Consider the following 24,947-nt stretch of genomic DNA (forward strand, 5'->3'; position numbering starts at 1 on the left):
AGAACCCACGACGCGGACCGACGGCTCCGACTGCGCGGCTCAGGCGTACTCGGGCGCCGGGACCGTCGGGCCGCCCAGCGCGTCGGGCCGCTCGGGCGCTGCCAGGCTGACCATGCGCCGCCAGCCGACGAGGCGTTCGTACGCGTAGAGGCCGCGGATCGCGGCGCCCAGCACCGCTGCCTTTGTCCTGGGCCAGCCCAGGATGCGTCCCATGTGGTCCATCACGGCGAGGCTGACGTCGCGGTACACACGGATCTCGGTGAGCGCGCACTCCCGCAGGATGCGCTGGATCGTACGTCCGTGCCCGGACCGGGCGAGGCGGAGCAACTCCTCGTGGCAGTAGGACAGGTGGTTGTCCTCGTCGTTCGAGATCATCTTCACCGCGCGGCCCAGGTCCGGGTGGTCGGCGAAGTACCTGAGAAGCAGTGCCATCTGTTCGGAGGCGCGCTGCTCGGTGACTCTGCTGTGCGCGAGATACGTGATGATGTCCTGCTCGGTGAGCGGTTCGTCGCACCTCAGCTGCTCGTGGGCGAGACCGATGCCGTACTGCTCCAGGAGCCTCGTGTAGTCGGTCTCGTACGGCACCTCGACCGGCCGAAGCCCGCGCCTCTTCAGCAGGGCGTCGAAGATCCGGCCGTGCTTGTCCTCGTCGGCGCCGTGCCGGGCGATCTTGGGGACCAGGGCGCGCTGACTCTCGGGGGCGAGGGCCGCGATGCGACCGTTCTCCCAGCCGCCCTGCGACTCTCCGCCTGCGGCGATGGAGCAGAAGAGCCGGAACGACTCGTCGTTGTCGAGGATCTCCTGGAACAGGTTCTTTGCCGAGAGCATCGCTGGCGCCTCCGTGCCGGTGACCGCAGAAGGAAAGTCAAATGCGGTACGGGGGAGTCGGCAACCGGAGTCCGGTTCGACAGGGCCGAACGGGCGGAGCGTAACCGATGACGGCGTGGCGCGTTGTGCTGCGTGACGGCCGTGGCGGGGAAGACCCCCGAGCCCCCACCACGGCCGTAGTGCTGTCCGCTCAGTTGGTTACGCGAGACCGGACAGCTCCAGGGCGTCCGTACCGGCACGCAGGGCGGCGAGCCGCTCGTCGAGTGTGAAGCCGGCCGGGGCGAGGGTCAGCGTGGTGACACCGGCGGCGGCGTAGGCCCGCATCCGCTCGGCGATCCGCTCGACCGAACCGAGCAGCGTGGTCTGGTCGATCAGCTGGTGCGGCACGGCCGCCGCGGCGCCGTTCTTGTCGCCGGACAGGTACTTGTCCTGGATCTCGGCGGCTTCCTTCTCGTACCCCATGCGCTGGGCGAGCTGGTTGTAGAAGTTCTGCTTGCGGCTCCCCATGCCGCCGACGTACAGCGCGGTGTACGGGCGGAACATGTCGGCGAGCCCGTTGATGTCGTCGCCGACGGCCAGCGGCAGCGTCGGGCAGACGTCGAAGCCCTCCATGGTCTTCCCGGCCTTCTCGCGGCCCGCCCGCAGGTGCTTCACGGCGGTGTCCTCGAGGTGCTCGGCGGACGGGAAGATCAGCAGCGCACCGTCGGCGATCTCGCCGGTCTGCTCCAGGTTCTTGGGGCCGATCGCGGCGATGTACAGCGGAATGTGCTCGCGCTGCGGGTGCACGGTCAGCTTGATGGGCTTGCCCGGGCCGTCCGGGAGCGGGAGCGTCCAGTGCTCGCCCTCGTACGAGAGCCGCTCGCGGGACATCGCCCGGCGGACGATCTCCACGTACTCACGGGTGCGGGCCAGCGGCTTGTCGAACTTGACGCCGTACCAGCCTTCGGAGACCTGCGGTCCCGACACACCGAGACCGAGGCGGAACCTGCCGCCGGAGAGCGAGTCGAGGGTGGCGGCGGTCATCGCCGTCATGGCCGGCTGGCGGGCCGGGATCTGCATGATGGCGGAGCCGACGTCGATGGACTCGGTCTGGGCTGCCACCCAGGTCAGTACGGTCGGGGCGTCGGAGCCGTACGCCTCGGCCGCCCAGCAGACGTCGTAGCCGAGCAGATCGGCCTCCTGGGCGACGGCGAGGTTGTCGCCGTCCATTCCCGCGCCCCAGTAACCGAGATTGATGCCGAGCCGCATAGCCGCTCCCCTTACTGATCAGTAACGTCCCTGTGCCGGGGACTCTAGCGCGCGGCAACGGTATACGGCAGGGGCGACTTGGCCCTGGTTGTCCACAGGCTTCCGCCGAGTGGGGCTCTGGCCAGTAATCTCAGCGCCCATGGAGCAGAGGCATCTCGGCCGCACCGGCCTTCGAGTGTCCAGGATCGGGCTCGGCACCCTCACCTGGGGCCGGGACACCGACGAGCACGACGCTGCCGAACAGCTGAAGGTCTTCTGGGAGGCGGGCGGCACCCTGGTCGACACAGCCGATGTGTACGGCGGCGGCGAGGCCGAGTACCTGCTGGGGCGGCTCGTCGAGGGGCTGGTGCCTCGGCACGATCTGGTCATCGCCACGAAAGCGGGCAGCGTGGCCGATCCGTACCGCCGTTTCAACGGCTCGCGCGGGCATCTGCTCGCCGCACTGGACGCCTCGCTGGAGCGGCTCGGTACGGATTACGTGGACTTGTGGCAGGTGCATGCCTTCGACCCGGTGACTCCGCTGGAGGAGACCCTTCAGGCGGTCGACCTGGCGGTGTCGACCGGCCGCGCCCGGTACGCGGGGGTGTCCAACTTCTGCGGCTGGCAACTGGCCAAGGCTGCGACCTGGCAGCTCTCCTCGCCCGGGGTGCGCACCCGGCTGGCCAGTACGCAGATGGAGTACTCACTGCTGCAGCGGGGCGTGGAGCGCGAGGTGCTGCCGGCCGCGCTCGATCTGGGCGTGGGGCTGCTGCCGTCGTCCCCGCTGGGCCGCGGGGTGCTGACCGGCAAGTACCGGACGGGCACTCCGGCGGACTCGCGCGGTGCCTCGGAGCTGCTGGCCCCGTTCGTCGAGCCGTATCTCGACGACCCGGCGAGCCGCATCGTGGACGCGGTGGCGACGGCGGCCGACGGCCTGGCCACGACGGCCCTGCAGGTGGCGCTCGCCTGGGTCCGGGACCGGCCGGGAGTGGTGGCCCCGATCGTCGGCGCACGCAACGCACACCAGCTCACGGAGGCATTGTCAGTGGAGGCGCTTAGTCTTCCTGACGAGATCTGCCAGGCGCTCGACGATGTGTCGGCGCCCGTGCACCGCTATCCCGACCAGGACTGGAGCACGCTGTGACTGCGCTTCCCCGGGGGGAGACCCCCGGCCCTTCGGCCGCCGCCGACGACGACACCGTTGTCGCGGACACCGCTGCCGCCGCACCCGACCCGTCCGCCGAGGACACGGGAGGCGACCCGAGCGGGGCGGCCACGGATCCTGAGGCGGAGGAGACGGACGCGTCCGGCGCAGCTGACTCCACCGGCACGGCCGACGGCGAGGCGGCCGCCGCGCTCTCCGAGGCCGAGGCCGAACTCGCTGCCCAGCGTGAGTTGCGGGAGCGGATCGAGAAGCGCAAGGCCGAGAAGGGCGGTCCCATCGCGGCCGGCGCCAAGCTGAGCGGGCCGGCCGCCGATCTGCTGGCGGCGGTGCGCGCCGTGGAGAGCGGCGAGAAGCCCGGTGCGGCGTTCTTCGACGCGCCCGCGCCGGCCCCTCGCCGGGCCGCTCCCGCACCCGCACCGCTACGCCCCCGTGCATCCGAGCCGGTCAGGGCTCCGCAGGGCGCCTCCGCGGAGGCCGTGGCCGCGGTGTCGGCCGTGCTGGCCGAGGGCGGGGCACCGGAGACTCTGGCGGGCCCGGCGGCACGGACGCTCGGCGCTCAGGCCGCCGACGTGCTGCGTGAGGACCCGTGGCAGCTGCTGGCCGTCGCCGGGGTCCGGCCTGAGCAGGCCGACGGCTTCGCGCGGGCGCTGCTGGGCGCCGCCTGCGGCCCGGACGACGAGCGGCGGACGGCGGCGCTGGTCGGCTGGCTGCTGGAGCGCGCCGCGCTGCAGGGGCATACCGCGCTGGACGCCTCTGTCGTGCGGGCCGCGCTCGCGGAGCATGCGGTGACCGACCCCGAGGCAGCCGTGCAGCACGCTGTCGCCGAGGGTGTCGTGCTGGTCTTCCAGGAGGGTCCGGGGGAGCCGGCCGACGAGGAGGCGGAGGATCTCACGGAATCCGGCGAGGAGGCCGAGGACAGCGCCGGGCAGGAGCCGCCGCAGGTGCTGCTCGGCCTCGACCGGTACGCGCTCGCCGAGGAGAGTCTCGCCGACGGTATGGCGCGGCTGGTCAACGCCTGTGAGAAGGATGCCGACTGGTCGGAGGCCGCCGCGGCCGCCGGTTCCCCCTCGGCGGCTGAGCTGATCCGCACCGTCGCGGCCGGTGGTCTCGTCGCGCACACCGGCGGTGAGACGGCCAGGGCCGAACCCGCCGCGCTGATCACCGCCGCCCGCTCCCTCGGGCTGCAGGCCGTCGGCGCCACCCACAGCGTGGACGGCAGGAGGCGGCTGGCCGAAGCACTCGGCGACCCGTCGGCGGCCGTCACCCTCGCCGGACTGCTCGCCGGCGCGGAGGGCCCCGGCCGGGACGAGGACGGGGCGATCGCCGTCGACCTGCTGGTCGTGCTGGACGCCCCGCAGCTGGATGTCGAGACGGCCGCGATCCTGGTGGAGTCCCTCGCCGACGGCACCCGGCTGGTGCTGAGCGGCGATCCGGGAGTGCTGGGCTCGGCGGGTGCGGGCCGGGTGTTCGCGGATGTGCTGGCCGCCCGCGCGTGCCCGCAGGTGGCCTCCCGTACGCCGGATCCCGGTCCGATCGGCGAGCTGGTCTCCGGGATCGGCATCGGCGAGCTGAACCAGGTGGAGGCGCCCGGCAAGGAGGTGGTGATCGTCCCCGTGCACGACGCGGGCGAGGCGGTGCACCGCACCGTGCAGCTGGTCGCCGATTCGGTGCCGCGCGCCATCGGCGTACCGTCGGCGGACACACAGGTGATCACCGTCGGGCACGGCGGACCGGCGGGCACCCGGGCGCTCAACGCAGCGCTCAAGCAGCGGCTGAACGCCGGCCCGGGACGGTTCGGCGGCTTCGACCCGGGCGACCGGGTCGTGCACATCCCGACGCCCGGCAGGGCGGTCGCGGGCGTGGTCGTCTCGGCCGACTCCGAGGGGCTGCATCTGGACTGCGCGGGCACGCCGGTCGTCGTACCGCAGGAGCGGGTGGAGTCGTCGGTACGCCACGGCTGGGCCCTCAGCGCTCACCAGGCGGCCGGGATGCGGTGGCCGGCGGTCGTCGTCGTGCTGCCCGGTGACGCCGCGCAGGGGCTGAGCCGGGCGTGGGTGTACACCGCGTTCAGCCGTGGGGAGCGGCATCTGTCCGTGGTGCACGGGGTTGACCAGGCGCTGCCGCGCGCGGTGGCCGAGTCCCCGTCCCAGGACCGCACGACCCGGCTGCGCGCCCTGCTGGAGGCACTGCCGACGGCCACGGTCTAGGCGACCGGACGGCCGGAGGACCGCACACCACGTCGGTCCTCCGGCCCCGTCGGCAACAGGATCAGGAGCTGTCGGTCGCCAGGTCGTCCAGCTCCTCGTCGAGGTCGTCCTCGTCGAAGACGGAGCTGACGTCGAAGCGGCAGACCACCAGCTGCGGGTCGGCCTCGTCGAAGGGGGCGCTGAGCCACTCCCCCGCCTCGGGCAGCTCCTCGGCCGCCGAGACCCAGAGGGTGGAGTCGCCCTCCTCCAGACCGAACTCCTGGTGCCGGGAGGCGATCTCGTCCGGTTCGTACTCGCCGAAGAGCACACCGAGCGCCGCATGGACACTGGTGCCGGCCGCGGTGCCGGTCCCACTGCCGCCGACGCCCGGATCAGCGTCGACGATCCGCTGCGCCTGTGCGAGCAGCCGGGGCGGCTCCACCACCGCGTAGTCGCGGCGGATCAGCACGCTGAGCGCGTTCGGCTCCTCGGGGCCGGCGTACGGCGGCATGGAGTCGTCGACGCCGGGGATCTCGAAGGGGGTGACCTCGTCGTAGCGGTCGTAGAGGAGTTCGTCGTAGACCTCGGCCGCAGCGGCCAGTGCGTTGAACGCGTCGTAGACGGCCGGGTCGTCGTCCCCGGACCGGCGCTCGACCGCCTCGAGGTGATGGTCGAGCGCGGCTTTGACGGCATCGGCGGCGGCGCGTACCTCGGCAGCGGTGGGCTGCGCAGCATCAGACATAGTGCAGACGCTATCCGTACACAGGCTCTGCCCGCACAATAGATGCGATGCCGGAATACGAATTTGTCGACGTGTACGTGCCGCGCGGGGTGTCCCGGAAGGAGACAGCCCGCCTGCTGACCGACCATGCCGAGTACGGGCACTGGGAGTTGGACCGACTGACGCTGCGCCGTGACGGCAGCCGCAGGGTGCGGCTTCGCCGGCGGATCATCCGCCAGCTACGGGCCACCTGGTGACACGGGAGCGGGCCCCGCATCCGCGGGGCCCGCTCGTTTCGTTCCGCCTGTGCCCGTTCGTCCTGCCGCTACGCGGACATGCGGGAGCGGCGGTACAGCACCGTGCCCGCGCCCGCCAGCAGCAGGCCCGCGCTCGCCGGGACGAGCAGGTCGAGCCCGCCCGCGCCGGTGTGTGCGAGCTCGACCGCCTGGGGCTCGGGTGCATTCGGGGTGCTCGGCACTCCGAACCCCGTGAGCCCCATCGGCGGGGTGGGCTTGCCCGGGGTGACCTGCCTGACCGGCGGCGGCGCGACGTCCGGGTCGTTCTCGCAGCTGTTGCCGGAGGACGGGCTGAGGAGTCCGCCGATGGTGATGCTGTTCCCGCAGGCGTTCACGGGGATGTCGATGGGCGCCTGGACGGTGTTGCCCGAGAGGATGCCGGGCGAGCCCTGCGCGTACCCCTCAGCGGTCGCCCCGTCCGTGCTGCCGCTGCCGACGGCCCGGTGCTTGCCGGTTCCCGGCCCGAGGTCGACTGCCGACGGGTCCTGGGCCCTGTGGTTCGATGCCCGGCTGCCCGATGCGGGGGCGGACGAGCCGTGTCGGCTCGCAGTCGCACTTCCCGCAGCGCTTCCCGAACCGCTTCCGCAAGCGTTTCCGGCTGCGGGATTGAGCAGTCCGACGACACTCACGGAGTTGCCACATGCATTGACCGGTACGTGGACCGGGATCTCGATCGAATTCCCTGACAGCACCCCCGGGGAATTCGATGCGTCGCCGGTCGCTCCCGCGTCGGCGTGCGCATAGCCACCACTCAGCGCGAGCACTCCGCCCGCTGCCGCCATGGTGATCAGGCCTTTACGCGTGACCTGTCGCATAGGTTGTTCCTGCCTTCTGCCTTCCGGAAAACCCCCGGACTCGACCGTGCGGGGGGCGGAGTGCCTGGTCGGCCTCGGAGTGCATGGCGTGCACCCCGAGGCCGACCGGGCTCAGACCCTTACGGGTTGATGCACATCAGCCGTTGACGCAGCCGTTGCCGAAGGCGGGGTTGAGCAGCCCGATCACGGAGATCGTGTTGCCGCACACGTTCACCGGCACGTGCACGGGAACCTGGATCGTGTTGCCCGAGATCACACCGGGGCTCCCGACAGCGGCACCCTGCGCGCCCGAGTCGGCGACGGCCATGCCCGCACCCGCGAGCACCAGACCGCCAGTGACTGCCGCAGCAGCGACGACCTTCTTGATCATTATTCCTCCTAGTTGGCAATGCGGCCCCAGCCGCGGACCGCATCACCTGTAACGAGGAGGAAGTAATGGGGCTACGAGCGTATGGTTCCTTTCACTCGTTCCGGTCACATACGCACACGCTGGCGATTACCGGCGTGATGATTCAGCAGTTGTCGATGAAACGGTCGAGCACCCGCACGCCGAATTTCAGACCGTCGACCGGAACTCGCTCGTCCACACCGTGGAACATGCCTGCGAAGTCGAGCTCCGGCGGCAGCTTCAGCGGCGCGAATCCGAAGCAGCGGATGCCGAGGTCGTCGAAGGACTTGGCGTCGGTGCCACCGGAGAGCATGTACGGGACGGCGCGGGCGATCGGGTCCTCCGCCTTCAGTGCGACCTGCATGGCATCGACCAGGGAGCCGTCGAAGCTGGTCTCCAGCGCCTTGTCGCCGTGCACGTCCTCGCGCCTCACCCGCGGGCCGAGGATCCGGTCCAGGTCTGCCAGGAACTCGTCCTCGAAGCCGGGCAGGAAGCGGCCGTCGACATGGGCGACGGCCTGGCCCGGGATCACGTTCACCTTGTACCCGGCGCCCAGCATGGTCGGGGCGGCCGAGTTGCGCAGGGTGGCGCCGATCATCTTGGCGATGCCGCCCAGCTTGGCAAGCGTGGCGTCCATGTCCTCCGGGTCGAGCGGGGTGCCGAGCGCGTCGGACAGCTCGTCCAGGAAGGACCGTACGGTCTTGGTCACCCTGACCGGCCAATTGTGCCGTCCGAGCCGCCCGACGGCCTCGCAGAGCTCGGTGATCGCGTTGTCGTTGTTGGTCATCGAGCCGTGCCCGGCGGTGCCGTCCACGGTGAGCTTCATCCAGTGCATGCCCTTCTGGGCCGTCTCGACGAGATAGAGCCGCAGCTTCTCGTTGACCGTGAAGGAGAAGCCGCCGACCTCACCGATCGCCTCGCTGACGCCGTCGAAGAGGTCCGGGTGCTTGTCGACGAGATACCGCGCACCGTACGTACCACCGGCCTCCTCGTCGGCCAGGAACGCCAGCACGATGTCGCGCGGGGGCTTGCGGCCGCTGCGCATCCGGTCGCGGACGACCGCCAGGGTCATCGCGTCCATGTCCTTCATGTCGACCGCGCCGCGCCCCCACACGCAGCCGTCCGCGATCTCACCCGAGAACGGGTCGTGCGTCCAGTCCTGGGCATTCGCCGGCACGACGTCGGTGTGGCCGTGGATGAGCAGCGCGGGCCTCGACGGGTCCTCGCCCTCGATCCGGGCCACGGTAGAGGCACGGCCCTTGTGGGATTCGAAGATCTTCGGCTCGAGCCCGACCTCGGCGAGCTGCTCGGCGATGTACTCGGCGGCCACCCGTTCACCCGGGCCCGAGTGGTCTCCGTAGTTGCTGGTGTCGATCCGGATCAGCTCGCGGCAGAGGTCCACGACCTCGTCCTCGCCGGACGGGCTGCCGACCGTGTTCGTCTCGCTCACACTGCTTCCTTCCACTGTCACCCTGGTGCTCCCGCCCATCCTCCCGCGCCGGGCCCGCTCACCCAAGGCCGCCCGTCCCCCCGTCATGCGCCGTTCGCACGGCCAGTGGCGTGATCGAGCACCCCCGAATGTTTGCTATTGTTTTCCACGTCGGAACGGGCACGGCCCGCGAGACAGACACCTTGTCCGGGTGGCGGAATGGCAGACGCGCTAGCTTGAGGTGCTAGTGCCCTTTATCGGGCGTGGGGGTTCAAGTCCCCCCTCGGACACCAGCGGTCTTCCGGCTTTGCGCAGGAAGACCGAGCAGAGGCGGATCGAGTACCCACTCGATCCGCCTCTTCTTTTCGTGGCCCTACGCCGGTCTCACCATGGCCCCGGAGCGGGTGGCACAGCGGGGCGATCGGTGGAGGCGGGAGCCAGCAGGACGGCGAGGTCACCCGGTCCGGGCAGCGGACGGTTCGCCTCGGTGACCGGATCGAGCCGGCCGTCGCCCCGGACCAGGAACAGCACGTCCCAGCCGGCCGGTGCGGCCTGATCTGCGGGTCTTGTCACGATGGACGCCCCCTTCTCGTACCTCCGGGTCAGTGCCATCCCGGTCAGCTCCGTGCTGAACAGGACCTCGCCCCCGATGAACGGGGCCACCACACCGACGCTCTCGCGCGGAGAACCGACGCGATGGACGGATCCCTCCACGCTGCCGCGCAGGACGGTGGCCGCCAGCGCGTTGAAATCGTCCTCGGCGGTCAGGAGGAACACCGCCGTGATGCCCTCCAGCTCGGCGCCCTCCCCGGTGGCGGCAGCCAGCAGCTCCCCCGGCGCGAGTTCGAGTCCCGCCTGTCGGATGCGCTCACGCTGCTGGTCCAGGCCGGCCCACATCAGCACCTGCAGCCCCGCCGCTCCCAACGCTCGCCCGAGGTCCACCACCCATGGCTCGCCGCCGACCAGCAGCGGACGTGAGCGGGACGGTCTGACGACGCCGAGGCGCCTGGCGACCGCCGATGCCGTCAGCCCGTACAGCGTCACCGTGGCTACGATGACGACGAAGGTGGTGGGGAGAATCTTCGAAGCGCCGCCGATCCCCTTCGCGACCAGGGTGGCGGAGAACGTCGAGGCGGTCGCCGCCGCGACGATGCCGCGCGGTGCCAACCAGCCGATGAAGCCCCGCTCGCCCCTCGTCAGGTCCGTGCCGAGCGTCGACACGATCGCGACCAGTGGCCTGACCACGAGCACCAGGACAACGGTGAGGCCCAACGCGGGAAGCACCACGTGCCGCAGCGACTGCGGGGTGACTGTGGCCGAGATGGAGATGAAGAGCAGGCCGAGAATCAGGCTGACCAGAGTCTCGAAGAAAGGCCGGCATTCCGGGACGTCGAAACCCGGGTGGTTGGCGACTGCCAAACCCATCATCACGGCGGCGATGAGTCCGGAGTCCTCGCGCACGACGTCGCAGCAGGCCGCCACCGCGATCACCGCGGCGAGCTGGGCCGTGGTCCCGAGGATCTCGCCGGGCCGGAGCCGGCGGAACACCACCCACAGCAGCGCGGTTCCGACGATGCCGCCCGCCACCCCGACCCCGACGCTGCCGAGGAAGTTCAGCGCTCCGCTGCCGAGGTGACGACCGGTGCTCGCCGAGATGAAATGGAAGACGAGCGCCCCCAGGATGCCGCCGACCGGGTCGATGAGGGAGCCCTCCCAGACCAGGATGTGCTGCGGCCGTTCCTTGGGCCGGACGAAGCTGAGGAGCGGCCCGACCACGGTCGGTCCGGAGACCACGAGGATCGCGCCCAGCATGACGGCCGCCCGCCGGTCCATACCCAGCAGCGGCATGGCGAGGAGTGTGCCGAGCACCCAGGTGATCAGGACCCCGATCCAGATCAGCCTGATGACGACGCGGCGGAGATGGCCCTTCAGTTTTCTGAGATCGAGCCCGAGGCCCGCGTCGTAGAGGATCACCGCGACAGCGAGCGACACGAGAGGGGAGAACGCCGGACCCAGCAGCCGGTACGGGTCGAGCTCGTCCACCAGCGCACCGGCGGCGAACCCTACCGGCAGCAGCACGATGAGTGCCGGGATACGCAGCCGGCCTGCCAGGACCTGCGATCCGACGGCGAGCACCAGGGTCAGTCCCACGCCCATGAGGACCTGATCCGTCGTCATGCAGCGCCTCCGCGGTGCCGGATCGTCCGACCGGCCGGTGGACGCTCCTGACACCGGCGCCCCGGCGGACCGGGCGGCATCGAGCATCGCCGCGCCACCGTCACTCCTGCCACGGGGTGATCCCCCAGCGGACCGTGTGCTCCTCACCGGGCCGCAGAGTGACAAGTCCCGTGCCGCTGCGGAACGCGTCCGGAGGGCACGACATCGGCTCGATGGCGACGGAGCGGCGCCGCTCCCCTTCGGGCAGGGTGTCACCGGTGTACAGCTGGACGTGATCGGCGCCCTCGCCGAGCCATACGTCGGTACCCCAGGCGCCGGACGAATGGGCGAGGCTCACCACGGCCCGCCCGCGCGCATCCCGGTCGAGGTCGCAGAACGGGGTGTCCAGCAGCTGGGTCCCGATGGCTCGAGGCGTACGGAAGTCGTACGGAGTGTCCTGGACCGGTTCGGCGGCCACCGGCAGCCCCCGCTCGCCCGTGCGCAGCCGTGTCCGCGCCGGTACGGTCAGCAGCGCGTCGTCCACGGTCCCGGTGCCGACCGTGAGGTAGGGGTGCTGGCCGACCCCGTAGGGTGCGGCGTTCTCGCCGAGGTTGCGTGCGATGACGGCCACACCGAGGCCCTCGTCATCCAGGGTGTACTCGGCGCGGACCCGGAGGTGGAAGGGGTAGCCGGGCTGGGGCCACAGGGAGACATCGAGCACCGCTCGGTCCTCCTGCGCCTCGACGATCCGCCACGACGTCCAGCGGAGCAGGCCGTGGATGGCGTTTCCGTTCACCGGTTCGGTCAGAGGCAGTTGTTGGTCCTGCCCGTCCCAGCGGTAGCGGCCGTCCTGGATCCGGTTGGGCCACGGCACGAGGAGCTGACCGCGCCCGCCGGTGATCCGGTCGTCCGGCGCGAATCCGTCGAGTACGAGCCGGTCGCCCACGGCGTAGTGGCGCAGGGCCGCTCCGAGTTCGACGACGACCGCGCTCCGGTCCCCATGACGGAGGGTCAGTTGTCGGCCGGTCCGGCTTTCGTGCACGCGTGGCCTCCTCGGTCTGCTCGAAGGCGGACGGCCCGCAAGTCCGGGCTGGGTGGCGGCCGGGCCGTCGGCCGCCTCTCGGGAGCGTGCGGACAACGACCTGGCGAGTCAAGCGGGACACGAGCGTCCTGCTCCGATGGCCGGGCAAGTTCGCCCACGGGGGGCATGCGTGGCGGTCCACGGCCCGGTCGTCCGTCCACTGCACCAGGGCCAGGTGTGGTCGAGCGGTCATGCCGTGGCACCGGCCGGGCGGCCCGACGCCGGTACTCCGTGCAGGCCAGGCGCGGGAATCCGTTCTGTCGGACAGTGGTGGGTGGGCTCGGGGCTTCCTACCACCGGAGCCACTATGAACGAACGCTATCCGCTGATCGCCGAGCACGGGCTGGTCGGCGATCCGCAGACCGCCGCGGCGCTCGGGCGGTCGGCGGACCCGGCGGAGACCCCCGCCGGGTCCGTCTCCCGGCGAGGCGCGGCCCGGGCTGCCGGCGGGGGTCAGCCTCCGGTGGCGAAGCCGGGGAAGAGTGTCATTCCACCGTCCACGTACAGCGTGGCGCCCACGACGTAGTCGAGCAGATCGGATGCCACCGCGACGACGGCGTTGGCGATGTCCTCCGGCTCCCCGACCCGGCGGTACGGGATCAGCCGCAGGAGGTCGGACTCGGCCTCGGGGGTGTCCCAGGCACTCGTGTTGATGGGGGTGCGGATGGCGCCTGGCGCAACGGCGTTCACCCGGATTCCCTGGGGGGCCAGCTCCTGTGCGAGGGTCTCCATCATCATGCCCACGCCGCCTTTGGAGGAGGCGTAGTTCACATGGCCCGCCCAGGGGATGATCTGGTGGACCGAGCTCATGCAGACGATTTTTCCGGCGGACCGGGAGACCTCCGGCACGACGCCGCGCCGCACGAACTCCTTGGCGGACTCCCGCGCGCAGAGGAACTGGCCGGTGAGGTTGACGTCGATGACCTTCTGCCACTGGGCGAGCGTCATCTCCACACTCGGCGCATCCCGCTGGAGACCCGCGTTGGCCACCATGATGTCGATGGTGCCGAACTCCTCGACCATGCGGGCGACCATGCCGACGACCTGGGCCTCGTCGGAGACATCGGCCTGGTGGGCGTAGGCACGGACTCCGAAGCCCTTGATCTCCGCGACGACCTGCTCGGCCTCGTCCTCACCGACGACGTAGTTGACCACGACGTCCGCACCGGCCCGTCCGAGTGCGATCGCGGTCGCCCTGCCGATACCTGAATTGGCCCCGGTCACCAGCGCCTTCTGCCCTGCGACGAGCCGCGCGGACATCGCACCCCGGACCTCACCGGTACTTCCAGCCACCACGACTTCTCCTTCGCCACTCAGGCGGCCCGTCGGCAGACATGGCCGCCGCGGGCCGCTGGACCGGCGGTCGCTTGCGGGAGGGGCGTCACGGCGTCACCGCTCCGTCCTGCCGGGAGCAGAAGCGAGCCCTTCCGCACCGCACCACCTTCCCCAGGAAGGGAACACCGAGCGCGGCGAGCGGCCCGGACCCGGCGCGCAGAGCGGTCCGGGCCGGGCGGGAATGTCACACAACCGGACCAAGGCCCCCCCGGGACGCCTGGCGCCGCCGGCCGCGCAGGCGCGGTCCCGTCCGGAGCCGGCCTGCCGCGCGCCGACGCCTCGCGCACGCCGGGCGGCTGTGGCCGCTCCTCAGTCCGACGCCGCTCTCCGCCCCCTTGTTGAAACGGTTCATCCCTGGCTAACGTCCAGCAGCGAAGCGGGCGTTGCCGAGCAAGGAGAATCATGAGCCGTAAGGACAGCCACTCTCTCCCCTGGTACATGGACGTGTCCCCCGGATCGGGCGGACTGCCACCCCGGTCCTGGTACGCCGGGTCGGACGCACCGCGGATGTCGTTGAACGGGGAGTGGCGGTTCCGGCTCGCCCCGACCGCGACCGCCGAGGACATGTCGTTCGCACGGTCCGGGTTCGACGCGTCCGGCTGGGAGACGGTCGCGGTGCCCGGGCACTGGGTGCTGCAAGGGGCCGGCGGAGCGCCCGCGTACACCAATGTCGTCTACCCGTTCCCGGTCGACCCGCCGCACGTGCCGACCGAGAACCCGACCGGTGACCACCTGCGGACCTTCGATCTTCCCGACGGATGGCCGGCGGGCGCCGACGTCGTGCTGCGCTTCGACGGGGTGGAGTCCGCCGCCCGGGTCTGGCTCAACGGCGAGGAGCTGGGGGATTTCAAGGGGTCGCGACTGCCGCACGAGTTCGCGGTCGGCGCCATCGTGCGGCCCGAGGGCAACGTCCTGGCCGTCCGTGTGCATCAGTGGTCGTCCGGGAGCTATCTCGAGGACCAGGACCAGTGGTGGCTGCCGGGGATCTTCCGGGACGTCACGCTGCTGCACCGGCCGCAGGATGCGCCCCGGGACTTCTTCGTGCACGCGGGCTACGACCACCTCGCCGGGGCCGGCACCCTGCGGGTGGAGTGCGACGGGGCCGGGGGCCGGGTGGTCGTGCCCGAGCTGGGGGTCGACGTCGCGACCGGTGAGGCGGTGACCGTGCCGGTCGAGCCGTGGACCGCCGAGACGCCCCGGCTGTACGACGGCGAGCTGGTGACACCGGGCGAGCGGATTCCGTTGCGGATCGGCTTCCGGACCGTCGTCGTCGAGGACGGGATCGTCCAGGTCAATGGTCGGCGCGTGCTGTTCCGTGGCGTGAACCGGCACGAGTTCCACCCGGAGACCGGGCGCGCTGTGGACGCGGAGACCATGCGGCGCGATCTGGTACTGATGAAGCGGCACCACATCAATGCCGTGCGGACCAGCCACTATCCGCCGCATCCGGCGTTTCTGGATCTCTGTGACGAGCTCGGGCTCTGGGTGATCGATGAGTGCGATCTGGAGACTCATGGCTTTGTCGACCTGGAATGGCGCAACAACCCGGTCGACGACGAACGGTGGACCCCAGCACTCCTCGACCGGGCCGCGCGCATGGTCGAGCGCGACAAGAACCACGCGTCGGTGATCATCTGGTCGCTGGGCAACGAATGCGGGTCGGGGCGCGGACTGACCGCGATGGCCGACTGGATCAAGGGCCGGGATCCGGACCGGCTGGTGCACTACGAGGGCGATCTGTCCTGCAAGGACGTCGACCTGTACTCACGGATGTATCCGACGCACGCCGAGGTCGAGCTGATCGGGAAGCGGGCCGAGGACCCCTGGGGCGACCCGGAACTGGACGCCCGGCGGCGCGCCATGCCGTTCATCATGTGCGAGTACGGGCACGCGATGGGCAACGGTCCCGGCGGGCTGAGCGAATACCAGCGGCTCTTCGAGCGGTACGAGCGCTGCCAGGGCGGGTTCGTCTGGGAGTGGATCGACCACGGTCTCGCCCACCCGGAGCACGGTTTCGCCTACGGCGGGGACTTCGGCGAGGAACTCCACGACGGCAACTTCGTCTGCGACGGGCTGCTCTTCCCCGACCGCACTCCCTCCCCCGGGCTGATCGAGTACAAGAAGGTCATCGAGCCGGTACGGATCGAGGCCGGGACGTCGGCGGGCACGGTCAGGATCGGCAACGGGTACGACTTCGCAGCGCTGGACCACGTGGAGTTCGTCTGGTCGCACGAGGTGGACGGCGAGGTCCGCGGCTCGGGCCCGCTCACCGTGCCCGACGTGGCACCCGGAGCCCACACCGAGGTGCGACTCCCCGGAGAGGGCGCGGGCGTGTGGACCGTGCGGGCGCTGCTCGCCGAGGACACCGCGTGGGCGGAGCGCGGGCATGTGGTGGCGTGGGGGCAGGTGGAGGTCGATGCGGCGGTTCCTGCCGTGGCCGCGGTGCGACGGCGTCCGGAGGCGGCTGAAGGGGTGATCACGCTCGGGGACGGTGTCTTCGACGCACAGAGCGGGGCGCCGGTGCGGATCGGTGGCGTGCCGGTGGAGGGCCTGCGGCTCGATGTGTGGCGGGCGCCGACCGACAACGACAACGGTGCGTCCTGGCAGCCGGACGACCGGTACGGACTGCGGTGGCGGGAGTTGGGGCTGCATCGGATACGCCATCGGATCGACGCCGTGGAGGTGGGCGAGGACTCGTTGACCGTACGGACGTGGGTGGCGCCCGCGGGGGTGGACCTGGGGCTGCGTACGGAGTACCGGTGGACCGCCCACGGGCAACGGCTCGGGCTCACCGTGTCCGCGGCACCCGAGGGGGACTGGCGGGTGCCGCTGCCCCGGCTCGGGGTCCGGTTCGGGCTGCCTGCCGCGTACGGCAGGGCGCGGTGGTTCGGCGGGGGGCCCGGCGAGGCGTATCCGGACACCCGAGCCGCGTCGGTGCTCGGGCGGTGGGAGATGCCCGTGGACGCGATGCAGACCCCGTACGTCCGGCCGCAGGAGAACGGCGCGCGGGCCGACGTCCGGTGGGCGGAACTGACGGACGGCGGCGGTGCGGGGCTGCGGGCCGAAGGGACCACGCCCTTCTGGTTCACCGCCCGGCGGTGGACCAGCGAGCAGCTGGATGCGGCGGAGCATCTGCCGGACCTGGTGGCCGGGGAGACCGTCTGGGTCAATCTGGACCACGCGATGCAGGGCATCGGTTCGCAGTCGTGCGGTCCGGGCGTGCTGCCGCAGTACCGGCTCGCCGCGGCGGCGGCACAGTTCTCGTTCGTGTTCTCCACCGTGGAGTGAGCAGGAGGCGAGCAGGGCCCGTTCCTCCTCGCTGGCCGCGCGGCCGAGCACATCGGCTGCGGCCACCGGGGAGAGGGCCCTGCCGCCCGCCGGATGCCTGTGGAACGTGACCGCGCAGCCGCCGGTGACCTGCGGCGACGCTGTGACAGGATTGCCGCACCATGACCACCAGCACCTCGCGCCGCCGCGCCCCGGGCGCCGACGGACAGGCAGGGCCTGAGCGATGAGGGGCCGTGCGAAGCCTCCGCCGGCACCCCTGCCGCAGCGGGACGGGATCGATCCGGTCAGGGTGCGCCTCCCCGAGGATCCGGGTGAGGAGTGGGCGACGGTCCGCGACCATCTGCTGGCGCGGTTCGCCGGTGCGATCGGGGCGGACCGGGTGGACGCCATGTTCGCCGACGGCCGGTTCGTATCGGTGCAGGGGCCCGTGGCCCCCGACGAGCCGTACACAGCAGGCCGTTTCCTCTGGTTCCACCGGGACTTCGCGCCCGAGGAGCCGGTGCCGTTCCCGGTCGGTGTGGTGTACCGCGACGCCCGGCTCGTCATCGCCGACAAACCGCACTTCCTCGCGACGACACCGCGCGGCCGGCACATCACCGAGACGGCCGTGGCGCGGCTCCGCCGGGAACTGGGGCTGCCGTCGCTGCAGCCGGCGCACCGGCTGGACCGGCTGACCGCGGGCCTGGTGCTCTTCGTCGTACGGCCCGAGGACCGTGGTGCGTACCAGACGCTGTTCCGGGACAGGCTGGTGCGCAAGGAGTACGAGGCGGTGGCACCGTACGACCCCTCGATCGTCTTCCCCCGTACGGTCCGGAGCCGGATCGTCAAGGAGCGCGGGGTGATCGCCGCCCGGGAGGAGCCGGGCGAGGCCAACAGCGAGAGCCGGATCGAACTGCTGGAGCACCGGGAGGGGCTCGGCCGCTACCGGTTGCTGCCCGCCACCGGCCGGACCCACCAGCTGCGGGTACACATGAACGGTCTGGGGCTGCCGCTCGTCCACGATCCGGTCTATCCGGTGACCGAACCGGAGGGTGCGGCGGACGACTGGACGCGTCCGCTGCAACTCCTGGCCCGAGTGCTGGAGTTCACCGATCCGGTCACCGGCAGGCCGCGCCGCTTCGAGAGCGGGCTGCGGCTGTCGGCGTGGCCGGACCGGTGAGTCCCGGCGCGGTCAGTGGCCCCGGGCGATCCACTCGTCCAGGTGGGGTGCCTCCGCACCGATCGTGGTGGAGTCGCCGTGTCCGGTACGGACGGTTGTCTCGGCCGGAAGGGCGAGCAGCCGGTCCCTGATCGACGCGACGATCGTGGGGAAGTGCGAGAACGACCGTCCGGTGGCGCCGGGCCCGCCCTGGAAGAGGGTGTCCCCGGTGAAGACGGTGGCCAGCTCGGGGGCGTACAGGCAGACCGCTCCCGGGGCATGACCGGGCGTGTGCAGGACCTGGAGCGCGGTCCCGGCGATCTCCAGCTCCTGCCCCTCGGCCAGTTCGGCGTCGGGGGTGCGGTCCGGGTGGGTCTGCTTCCACAGCGGCAGATCGTCCGGGTGCAGCAGGATCGGTGCACCGGTGGCGTCGGCGAGGGCCGGAGCCGCGTCGATGTGGTCGTTGTGAGCGTGCGTGCAGACGATGGCGCGCAGCGTGCGGCCCGCGAGCGCGGCCTCGATGGCGGCGGCGTCATGGGCGGCGTCGATGACGATCGCCTCGGTGTCGTCGCCGACGATCCAGACGTTGTTGTCGACGTCCCACTCGCCGCCGTCGAGGGCGAACGTGCCGGAGGTCACGAGGTGGTCGATGCGGGCGGCCATCAGAAGACCACCACCGAGCGCAGCACGTCGCCTTCGTGCATCCGGGTGAAGGCCTGTTCGATGTCGCCGAGTCCGATGGTCTCGGTGACGAATGCGCCGAGGTCGATACGGCCCTGCTGGTGCAGATCGATGAGCATCGGGAAGTCGCGCGAGGGCAGGCAGTCGCCGTACCAGGAGGACTTGAGCGAGCCGCCGCGGCCGAACACGTCGAGGAGCGGCAGTTCGAGCTGCATCTCCGGGGTGGGGACCCCGACCAGGACGACAGTGCCGGCGAGGTCGCGGGCGTAGAACGCCTGCTTGTACGTCTCCGGGCGGCCGACCGCGTCGATGACGACGTCGGCGCCGTTGCCGCCGGTCAGGGAGCGGATCGCCTCGACCGGGTCGGTGGAGCGGGAGTTGACGGTGTGCGTGGCGCCCATCTTCTTCGCCGTGTCCAGCTTGCGGTCGTCGATGTCCACCGCGATGATCTTCGCCGCTCCGGCCAGCCGCGCGCCGACGACGGCCGCGTCGCCGACGCCGCCGCAGCCGATGACGGCGACCGAGTCGCCGCGGCCGACCTCGCCCGTGTTGATGGCGGCGCCGATGCCCGCCATGACCCCGCAGCCGAGCAGTCCGGCCACGGCCGGGGAGACATCGGGGTCGACCTTGGTGCACTGGCCCGCGGCGACCAGGGTCTTCTCCGCGAACGCACCGATGCCGAGCGCGGGCGACAGCTCGGTACCGTCCAGCAGCGTCATCTTCTGCTGGGCGTTGTGGGTGTTGAAGCAGTACCAGGGGCGGCCGCGCAGACACGCCCGGCACTGCCCGCAGACCGCACGCCAGTTGAGGATGACGAAGTCGCCGGGCTCGACGTCCGTGACGCCGTCGCCGACGGATTCGACGATGCCCGCGGCCTCATGGCCGAGCAGGAACGGGAAGTCGTCGTTGATGCCGCCCTGCTTGTAGTGCAGGTCGGTGTGGCAGACGCCGCACGCCTGGATCTTCACGACGGCCTCACCGGGGCCGGGGTCCGGGATCACGATCGTCTCGACGCGCACCGGCTCGTTCTTCCCCGGTGCGATGACCCCTTGTACCTGCTGCGCCATACCGCGGCTCCCTTTTCGTGACGGTCCGGGCTGCTGTGACGTACGACCGATGCCCGGTGATCGAACGCGAACAACCGTACGCGGTGGGTGGGTGTCACGGCAGCGGTGGCAGGGCGGCGCGCGGCAGGGCGGCGCGCGGCAGGGCGGCGCGCGGCAGGGCGGCGCGCGGCAGGGCGCCCCCACCGGTGGTTCAGCGGGGCCCGCCCTGCCGGTGCGTCAGGCCTCCGTGTCGTGGACCCGGCGCCCGCCGACGTACGTCTGGAGGATGCGGGTGGCGCCGATCTCCTCGGGCGGGCCCGCGTACACGTCGCGGTCCAGGACCACCAGGTCGGCGAGGGCTCCGGCACGGATGGAGCCGGTGTCGTCCAGGTGGTTCACATGGGCCGAGCCCGCCGTGTACGCGGCGATGGCGGCCGTGAGACCGATGCGCTCCCCGGGCAGGAAGACCGGTCCTTCGCCGTCCGGGGCGATCCGGTTGACCGCGGTGTGGATGCCGTGCAGCGGTTCGGCGCTGCTGACCGGCCAGTCGCTGCCCGCCGCGACGGTTGCGCCGGACCGCAGCAGCGCGCCGAACGGGTACTGCAGCGCGGCGCGTTCGTCACCGAGAAAGGGGATGGTCAGCTCGTCCATCTGCGGTTCGTGCGCGGCCCACAGCGGCTGGATGTTGGCTGTGGCACCGAGCTCACGGAACCGGGGGATGTCGTCGGGGTGGACGATCTGGAGGTGGGCGAGGTGGGGCCGGGTGTCGGTGCGGCCGTTGGTGCTGCGGGCGGCCTCGACGGCGTCGAGTGCCTCGCGCACGGCGCGGTCGCCGAGGGCGTGGAAGTGGGTCTGGAAGCCGAGGGCGTCCAGTTCGGTGACGTACCGGCGCAGCTCGACGGGGTCGACGAAGCTGGTGCCGCTGTTGGTGGTGGCGCAGCCGCAGGCGTCGAGGTACGGGGTGAGCAGGGCGGCGGTGCCCGTCTCGGCGACCCCGTCCTGCATGATCTTCACCGAGCCGGCCCGGAACCGTCCGCCTGTCAGCTCCTTCCGCCTGGCGACGAGTTCGGGTATCTGCTCGGCGCCGCGCTCACGGTCCCACCACAGGGCGCCGACGACACGGGCGGTCAGCGACCCGTCGCGGGCCGCGGTCAGATAGGCGTCGGACGCATCGTCCATCGAGCCGTAGACGCCGACGATGGCGTCCTGCCAGGCGGTGATCCCGTACGAGTGGAGGAGGCGCTGGGCCCGGAGCAGGGCGGCGAGCCGGTCGGCGGGCGTGGAGCGCGGGGTGTGCCGGGCGACCAGGTCCATGGCGCCCTCCTGGAGGAGTCCGGTGGGTTCGCCCCGGTCGTCGTGCTCGATGCGGCCGTCGGCCGGGTCGGGGGTGTCGCGGGTGATGCCCGCGAGCATCAGGGCGCGGGTGTTGACCCAGGCGCCGTGATGGTCGCGGTTGACCAGGAAGACGGGGCGGTCGGGTACGACGGCGTCGAGCCGGTCCCGGGTCGGGCTGCCGCCGTCGAAGGCCTCCATCGACCAGCCGCCGCCGGTGATCCACTCCTGGTTCGGACGGCTGTCGGCGTAGGCCCGTACCGCGGCGAGGGTGTCCGCCGCCGTACGGGACTCCGTGAGGTTGCACTGCGCGAGTTCGAGGCCGGCGGTGACCGGGTGGATGTGCGCGTCCTGGAAGCCGGGAACGAGCAGCCGGCCGGAGAGATCGACGACTTCGGTCCTCGGACCGATCAGTTCACGCACCTCGTCGTGGCCGACGGCGGTGATGCGGTCGCCGGTGACGGCCACCGTGGTGGCGCGGCTGCGGGCCGGGTCCATGGTGAGGACGGGGCCGCCGGTGAGGACGAGATCGGCGGGGGTGCGGTGCATGGGTGGTTCCGTTTCCGTGGGAGTCGTGGGGTGGTGTGCTCGGGATCAGGCCGCTTCGGTGACAGCGGGTTCGGCAGGGGCGAGGGAGCGGCCCGTGACGAAATACGGGGACTTCCTCACCCACTTGGCCCAGGCCGCCGCGCCCACGCCGGTCAACAGCATGGCCGCCGGGCAGAAGAGCATGAACCAGCCGTTGTCCGGGCTGATCTCGAAGTGGTCGGCGGAGGTGTAGAAGGACCAGCAGAGATAGCCGCCGAGGCCGAGCAGTGCGGCGGCGCTGAGCACCGGGAGTACGACGGCACGCAGCGCCTCGGAAGGGCTTTCGCGCAGCAGGCCGCGGAAGCGGGCGGCGGCGGCCAGCGCGGTGAGCGCGTAGTAGACCGAGACGACGACGCCGATCGCGTTGACGGAGGCCAGGATCAGGTCGCCGACCTTCGGGATGACCAGGGACAGGACCGCGACGGCGGCGGCGACACAGCCGATCGCGACCGTTCCGGCCGCCGGTGTGCCGAAGCGCGGGCTGACCTTGGTCCAGAGCGGGCCGAGGGTACGGTCCCGGCTCATCGCGAACATGCCGCGCACGGTCGGGATCACCCCGGACTGGAGGGAGGCCACGGCGGAGAAGGTGAGGGCGATCAGCGGGAGCGCGGCGAGCGGTTGGTCGGCCAGCCGGTCACCGAAGTAGGTGAGCCCCTGGGCGCCGTGACCGGTCAGCTCGTCCAGCGAGAGCACCCGTTGGAAGGCGAAGGAGCCGAGGAGGAAGAGGCCGAGCATGGTGAAGAGGGTGATGAGCCCGGCCCTGGAGGCGTCCTGCGGGTCGCGGACCTCCTCGTTGACGCTGAACGAGGACTCGAATCCCCAGTAGCAGAAGACCGAGAGGAGAAGCCCCTGGGCGAGCTGCTGTCCGGAGGGGATGGTGAACGGGTTGATCCAGTCCAGGCTGAACGGGTGCGGGCCGACGGCCAGTCCGTACCCGCAGAAGCCGAGCAGCACGACGTACTCGAAGACGAGCAGGTACTTCTGCAGGTTGGCGGCGGACCGTATGCCGGTGATCGCGGTGAAGGTGACGGCGATCAGGACGGCGATGCCGAGGGCGGTCGACTGGGCGGTGGAGTCCGGGTCGAGGTGGAGCCCGGCGAGGGTGTGCAGCCCGCCCTCGCCCGCGAGTTGGAGCAGCGCGGATCCGGTGACCGTCGTGGTGTACGAGAGGAAGACGACGGTGGAGACGATGCCGATCCAGCCGACGAGGAAGCCGAGCCACGGGCTGAGGGAGCGGCCGACCCAGACGTAGCCGCTGCCCATGTTCGGCTCGACCCGGTTGAGCCGGGAGTAGGCACTCGCGATGCCCAGGACGGGCAGGGCGCCGAGCAGCATGATGATCGGCAGATGGAGGCCGACGGCGCCCGCGGTGACGCCGAGACCGATGCCGATGCTCGTGGTTGCGGCGGTGGAGGACGCGGCGATGGCGAAGCCGTCGACGACGCCGAGGCTCTTCCTGAGGGACGCGGCTCCTGGTGGGTCACTGCCGTAGGGGGTGGGTGAGTCCGTCACGGTGGCTCCTTCGCCGAGGGGCACTCTTCGGCCCCGATGGCGGCACATCGAACTCCCCGGGGGTTCCACACGTCAACGCTGTTGTCATAAGGTGCCCCGCATGAGTGCGAGCGAGCGGGTGGTGGCGGAGGGGGCGCGGCGCCGCAGGCGTCCCACCAAGCAGGGCACGGTGCTGTCGGAACAGCTGATCGTGGAGACTGCGCTGCGGCTGATCGGCGAGCACGGGGCGGCGGCGCTCACCGTGCGCCGGCTCGGCGCCGCCCTGGGCTGCGATCCGAGCGCGATCTACCGGTACTTCCGGGACACGGACGAGCTGCTGCTCGCGGTGGCCGACGAGTTGATCGGCCGTACGCTGTCCGGCTGGCGGGCGACCGGTGACTGGCGGGCCGACCTGCGTGACCTGGGGTTGCGCATGCATGCCGACTATCTGGCACATCCGCAGGCGGCCCTGCTGACGTGTGCCCGCGTCACCGGCCGTACGCACGAGATCCAGGCGGTGGAGACCATCCTCGGGATTCTGCGCGGGGCGGGCTTCCCGGACGGCGAGGCGGTGCGGATCTACCACGTGTTCGTCGACCAGACCCTGTCCTTCGCGGCGCTGGACGCGTCGACGCTGGTGCTCTCGGAGCGGGCCCGCGCGCTGGAGGTGCGGACGTGGCCGCAGACGTATGCGCGACTGGAGCGGACCACGCATCCGCACATCGCGGCGACCGCGCCTGTGCTGGTGGCGGAGATGGGCCGCAGTGGCTATCCGGCGGCGCTGGAGATGATGCTCGCGGCGGCCGCGGCGCGCCTGCAGCATGTGACGGCGGGCCCGTCCGGCGCCTGAGGCCGGGCCCGCCGGACCTCGGGGCGCGGTGGACGACCGGATCTGCCCGGCGCCTCGCGGACGGCCTCAGGGTGCGAGGACGTCCAGCTCGTGCAGGGCGCCCACGGCGATCTCCTTCGTCAGCCGCTCCGACTCCACAGCGTCGCCCTCCCGTACCGCCTCCGCGAGCCGTACGTGGAGGGTGACCGCGGCCGGGTCGGGATCCTCGAACATCACCTGGTGGTGGGTCCGCCCCGCCAGGACCTCGGCCACGACGTCCCCGAGCCGGGCGAACATCTCGTTCCCGGAGGCGTTGAGCACGATCCGGTGGAACGCGATGTCGTGTTCCAGATACCGCTCCAGCTGCTGGCCGCGTGAGGTCGCGACCATCCCGAGCGCGCACTCGGTGAGGGCCGCGCACTGGTCCGGCGTGGCGTGCCGTGCCGCGAGCCCTGCCGCGACCGGTTCGATCGCCGAGCGCAGCACGGTCAGGGAGCGCAGCTGGCGCGGCCGGTCGGCGCCCGCCAGTCGCCACCGGATGACCTGCGGATCGTAGACGTTCCAGGCCTCGGTCGGCTGCACGGTCACACCGACCCGGCGCCGGGACTCGACCAGGTGCATGGACTCCAGGACCCGGATCACTTCGCGTACGACCGTCCGCGAGACGTCGAAACGCTGGGCCAACTCGTCGGTCCGCAGCACCTGGCCCGGCGGGCAGTCCCCCGCGGCGATCTCCAGGCCCAGGGTGTCCAGCACGTGTGTATGCAGCCCGGGGCCCTGTGTGGTCATGGGCAAAGCCTACGGGCACCCCGCAGGAACAAAAAGTACGACGTTTATGTCACACCATCTTGAATAAGTCGTACGTATGGGTTTCAGTAGCGCGACGGACCGATGTCGAGGAAGACGTCGACGGAGACAGCGAGGCA

20 protein-coding genes and 1 tRNA gene are annotated in these 24,947 nt (G+C 71.3%); 7 read left to right on the forward strand and 14 right to left on the reverse strand.

Features of this window, described 5'->3' with window-relative positions:
- Window positions 1–39: 39 nt before the first annotated feature.
- Window positions 40–828, reverse strand: coding sequence for a ferritin-like domain-containing protein (locus ACFYP5_RS14650; RefSeq protein ID WP_389035073.1), 789 nt, complete (start codon window positions 826–828; stop codon window positions 40–42).
- A gap of 198 nt (window positions 829–1,026) precedes the next feature.
- On the reverse strand, window positions 1,027–2,076 hold the full coding sequence (locus tag ACFYP5_RS14655; protein WP_389035075.1) for an LLM class F420-dependent oxidoreductase: 1,050 nt from the start codon (window positions 2,074–2,076) through the stop codon (window positions 1,027–1,029).
- A gap of 139 nt (window positions 2,077–2,215) precedes the next feature.
- On the opposite strand from ACFYP5_RS14655, the gene ACFYP5_RS14660 reads away from it, so the two are divergent.
- Both ACFYP5_RS14660 and ACFYP5_RS14665 read left to right on the forward strand, forming a co-directional pair.
- Window positions 2,216–3,199, forward strand: coding sequence for an aldo/keto reductase (locus ACFYP5_RS14660; protein WP_389035078.1), 984 nt, complete (start codon window positions 2,216–2,218; stop codon window positions 3,197–3,199).
- A complete protein-coding gene (locus ACFYP5_RS14665) occupies window positions 3,196–5,427 on the forward strand; it encodes an ATP-dependent RecD-like DNA helicase (protein WP_389035081.1) in 2,232 nt (743 codons plus the stop codon). Before ACFYP5_RS14660 ends, ACFYP5_RS14665 begins: the two co-directional genes overlap by 4 nt.
- A gap of 61 nt (window positions 5,428–5,488) precedes the next feature.
- Here the strand turns inward: ACFYP5_RS14665 and ACFYP5_RS14670 are convergent, their stop codons facing one another.
- On the reverse strand, window positions 5,489–6,148 hold the full coding sequence (locus ACFYP5_RS14670) for a hypothetical protein (RefSeq protein WP_389035084.1): 660 nt from the start codon (window positions 6,146–6,148) through the stop codon (window positions 5,489–5,491).
- A gap of 47 nt (window positions 6,149–6,195) precedes the next feature.
- Between ACFYP5_RS14670 and ACFYP5_RS14675 the strand changes: the two genes are divergently transcribed.
- Entirely contained in the window at window positions 6,196–6,384 is a 189-nt protein-coding gene (locus tag ACFYP5_RS14675; protein ID WP_030918345.1) for a DUF5703 family protein, read from the forward strand.
- Window positions 6,385–6,452: 68 nt separating this feature from the next.
- Here the strand turns inward: ACFYP5_RS14675 and ACFYP5_RS14680 are convergent, their stop codons facing one another.
- From ACFYP5_RS14680 to ACFYP5_RS14690, 3 genes are all read right to left on the reverse strand, one after another.
- Window positions 6,453–7,238 carry a chaplin gene (locus tag ACFYP5_RS14680; protein WP_389035087.1) on the reverse strand — a complete coding sequence of 262 codons (786 nt, stop codon included), beginning with the start codon at window positions 7,236–7,238 and terminating at the stop codon, window positions 6,453–6,455.
- A 136-nt stretch (window positions 7,239–7,374) separates the two neighbouring features.
- Entirely contained in the window at window positions 7,375–7,608 is a 234-nt protein-coding gene (gene chpH, locus ACFYP5_RS14685; RefSeq protein WP_030918339.1) for a chaplin ChpH, read from the reverse strand.
- Window positions 7,609–7,750: 142 nt separating this feature from the next.
- On the reverse strand, window positions 7,751–9,115 hold the full coding sequence (locus ACFYP5_RS14690) for a M20/M25/M40 family metallo-hydrolase (RefSeq protein WP_389035345.1): 1,365 nt from the start codon (window positions 9,113–9,115) through the stop codon (window positions 7,751–7,753).
- A gap of 145 nt (window positions 9,116–9,260) precedes the next feature.
- Here ACFYP5_RS14690 and ACFYP5_RS14695 point away from each other — a divergent pair.
- Window positions 9,261–9,348 (forward strand) — tRNA-Leu (locus tag ACFYP5_RS14695).
- A 91-nt stretch (window positions 9,349–9,439) separates the two neighbouring features.
- Here ACFYP5_RS14695 and ACFYP5_RS14700 read toward each other — a convergent pair.
- The 3 genes from ACFYP5_RS14700 to ACFYP5_RS14710 all read right to left on the reverse strand — a co-directional run bounded on the left by ACFYP5_RS14700 (window position 9,440) and on the right by ACFYP5_RS14710 (window position 13,553).
- Window positions 9,440–11,233, reverse strand: coding sequence for a cation:proton antiporter (locus ACFYP5_RS14700; RefSeq protein ID WP_389035089.1), 1,794 nt, complete (start codon window positions 11,231–11,233; stop codon window positions 9,440–9,442).
- A 100-nt stretch (window positions 11,234–11,333) separates the two neighbouring features.
- Window positions 11,334–12,254, reverse strand: a complete 921-nt coding sequence (locus ACFYP5_RS14705) for an aldose 1-epimerase family protein (RefSeq protein WP_389035092.1) — start codon at window positions 12,252–12,254, stop codon at window positions 11,334–11,336.
- 492 nt (window positions 12,255–12,746) lie between these two features.
- Window positions 12,747–13,553, reverse strand: coding sequence for an SDR family oxidoreductase (locus ACFYP5_RS14710; protein ID WP_389035348.1), 807 nt, complete (start codon window positions 13,551–13,553; stop codon window positions 12,747–12,749).
- Between the two features lie 477 nt (window positions 13,554–14,030).
- On the opposite strand from ACFYP5_RS14710, the gene ACFYP5_RS14715 reads away from it, so the two are divergent.
- Window positions 14,031–16,916 carry a glycoside hydrolase family 2 TIM barrel-domain containing protein gene (locus ACFYP5_RS14715; RefSeq protein WP_389035095.1) on the forward strand — a complete coding sequence of 962 codons (2,886 nt, stop codon included), beginning with the start codon at window positions 14,031–14,033 and terminating at the stop codon, window positions 16,914–16,916.
- A gap of 223 nt (window positions 16,917–17,139) precedes the next feature.
- Entirely contained in the window at window positions 17,140–18,075 is a 936-nt protein-coding gene (locus ACFYP5_RS14720; RefSeq protein WP_389035097.1) for a pseudouridine synthase, read from the forward strand.
- Between the two features lie 12 nt (window positions 18,076–18,087).
- On the opposite strand, the gene ACFYP5_RS14725 is transcribed toward ACFYP5_RS14720, so the two are convergent.
- From ACFYP5_RS14725 to ACFYP5_RS14740, 4 genes are all read right to left on the reverse strand, one after another.
- The gene (locus tag ACFYP5_RS14725) at window positions 18,088–18,717 is read right to left on the reverse strand and encodes an MBL fold metallo-hydrolase (RefSeq protein WP_277325299.1); all 630 of its coding nucleotides are present in this window, start codon (window positions 18,715–18,717) and stop codon (window positions 18,088–18,090) included.
- Entirely contained in the window at window positions 18,717–19,802 is a 1,086-nt protein-coding gene (locus ACFYP5_RS14730) for an S-(hydroxymethyl)mycothiol dehydrogenase (RefSeq protein ID WP_389035100.1), read from the reverse strand. Before ACFYP5_RS14730 ends, ACFYP5_RS14725 begins: the two co-directional genes overlap by 1 nt.
- Window positions 19,803–20,018: 216 nt before the next feature.
- Window positions 20,019–21,662, reverse strand: a complete 1,644-nt coding sequence (locus ACFYP5_RS14735) for an amidohydrolase (RefSeq protein ID WP_389035103.1) — start codon at window positions 21,660–21,662, stop codon at window positions 20,019–20,021.
- 45 nt (window positions 21,663–21,707) lie between these two features.
- Window positions 21,708–23,261 carry an APC family permease gene (locus ACFYP5_RS14740; RefSeq protein ID WP_389035106.1) on the reverse strand — a complete coding sequence of 518 codons (1,554 nt, stop codon included), beginning with the start codon at window positions 23,259–23,261 and terminating at the stop codon, window positions 21,708–21,710.
- 52 nt (window positions 23,262–23,313) lie between these two features.
- Here ACFYP5_RS14740 and ACFYP5_RS14745 point away from each other — a divergent pair, with 52 nt between their 5' ends.
- Window positions 23,314–24,042: a TetR/AcrR family transcriptional regulator gene (locus ACFYP5_RS14745; RefSeq protein ID WP_389035108.1), complete on the forward strand. Its 729-nt coding sequence runs from the start codon at window positions 23,314–23,316 to the stop codon at window positions 24,040–24,042.
- A 66-nt stretch (window positions 24,043–24,108) separates the two neighbouring features.
- Here ACFYP5_RS14745 and ACFYP5_RS14750 read toward each other — a convergent pair whose 3' ends face one another.
- Window positions 24,109–24,810, reverse strand: a complete 702-nt coding sequence (locus ACFYP5_RS14750) for a FadR/GntR family transcriptional regulator (RefSeq protein ID WP_389035111.1) — start codon at window positions 24,808–24,810, stop codon at window positions 24,109–24,111.
- Window positions 24,811–24,947 lie beyond the last annotated feature (137 nt).

It is taken from the genome of Streptomyces sp. NPDC005262, from assembly GCF_042872425.1.
Classification (GTDB): domain Bacteria; phylum Actinomycetota; class Actinomycetes; order Streptomycetales; family Streptomycetaceae; genus Streptomyces.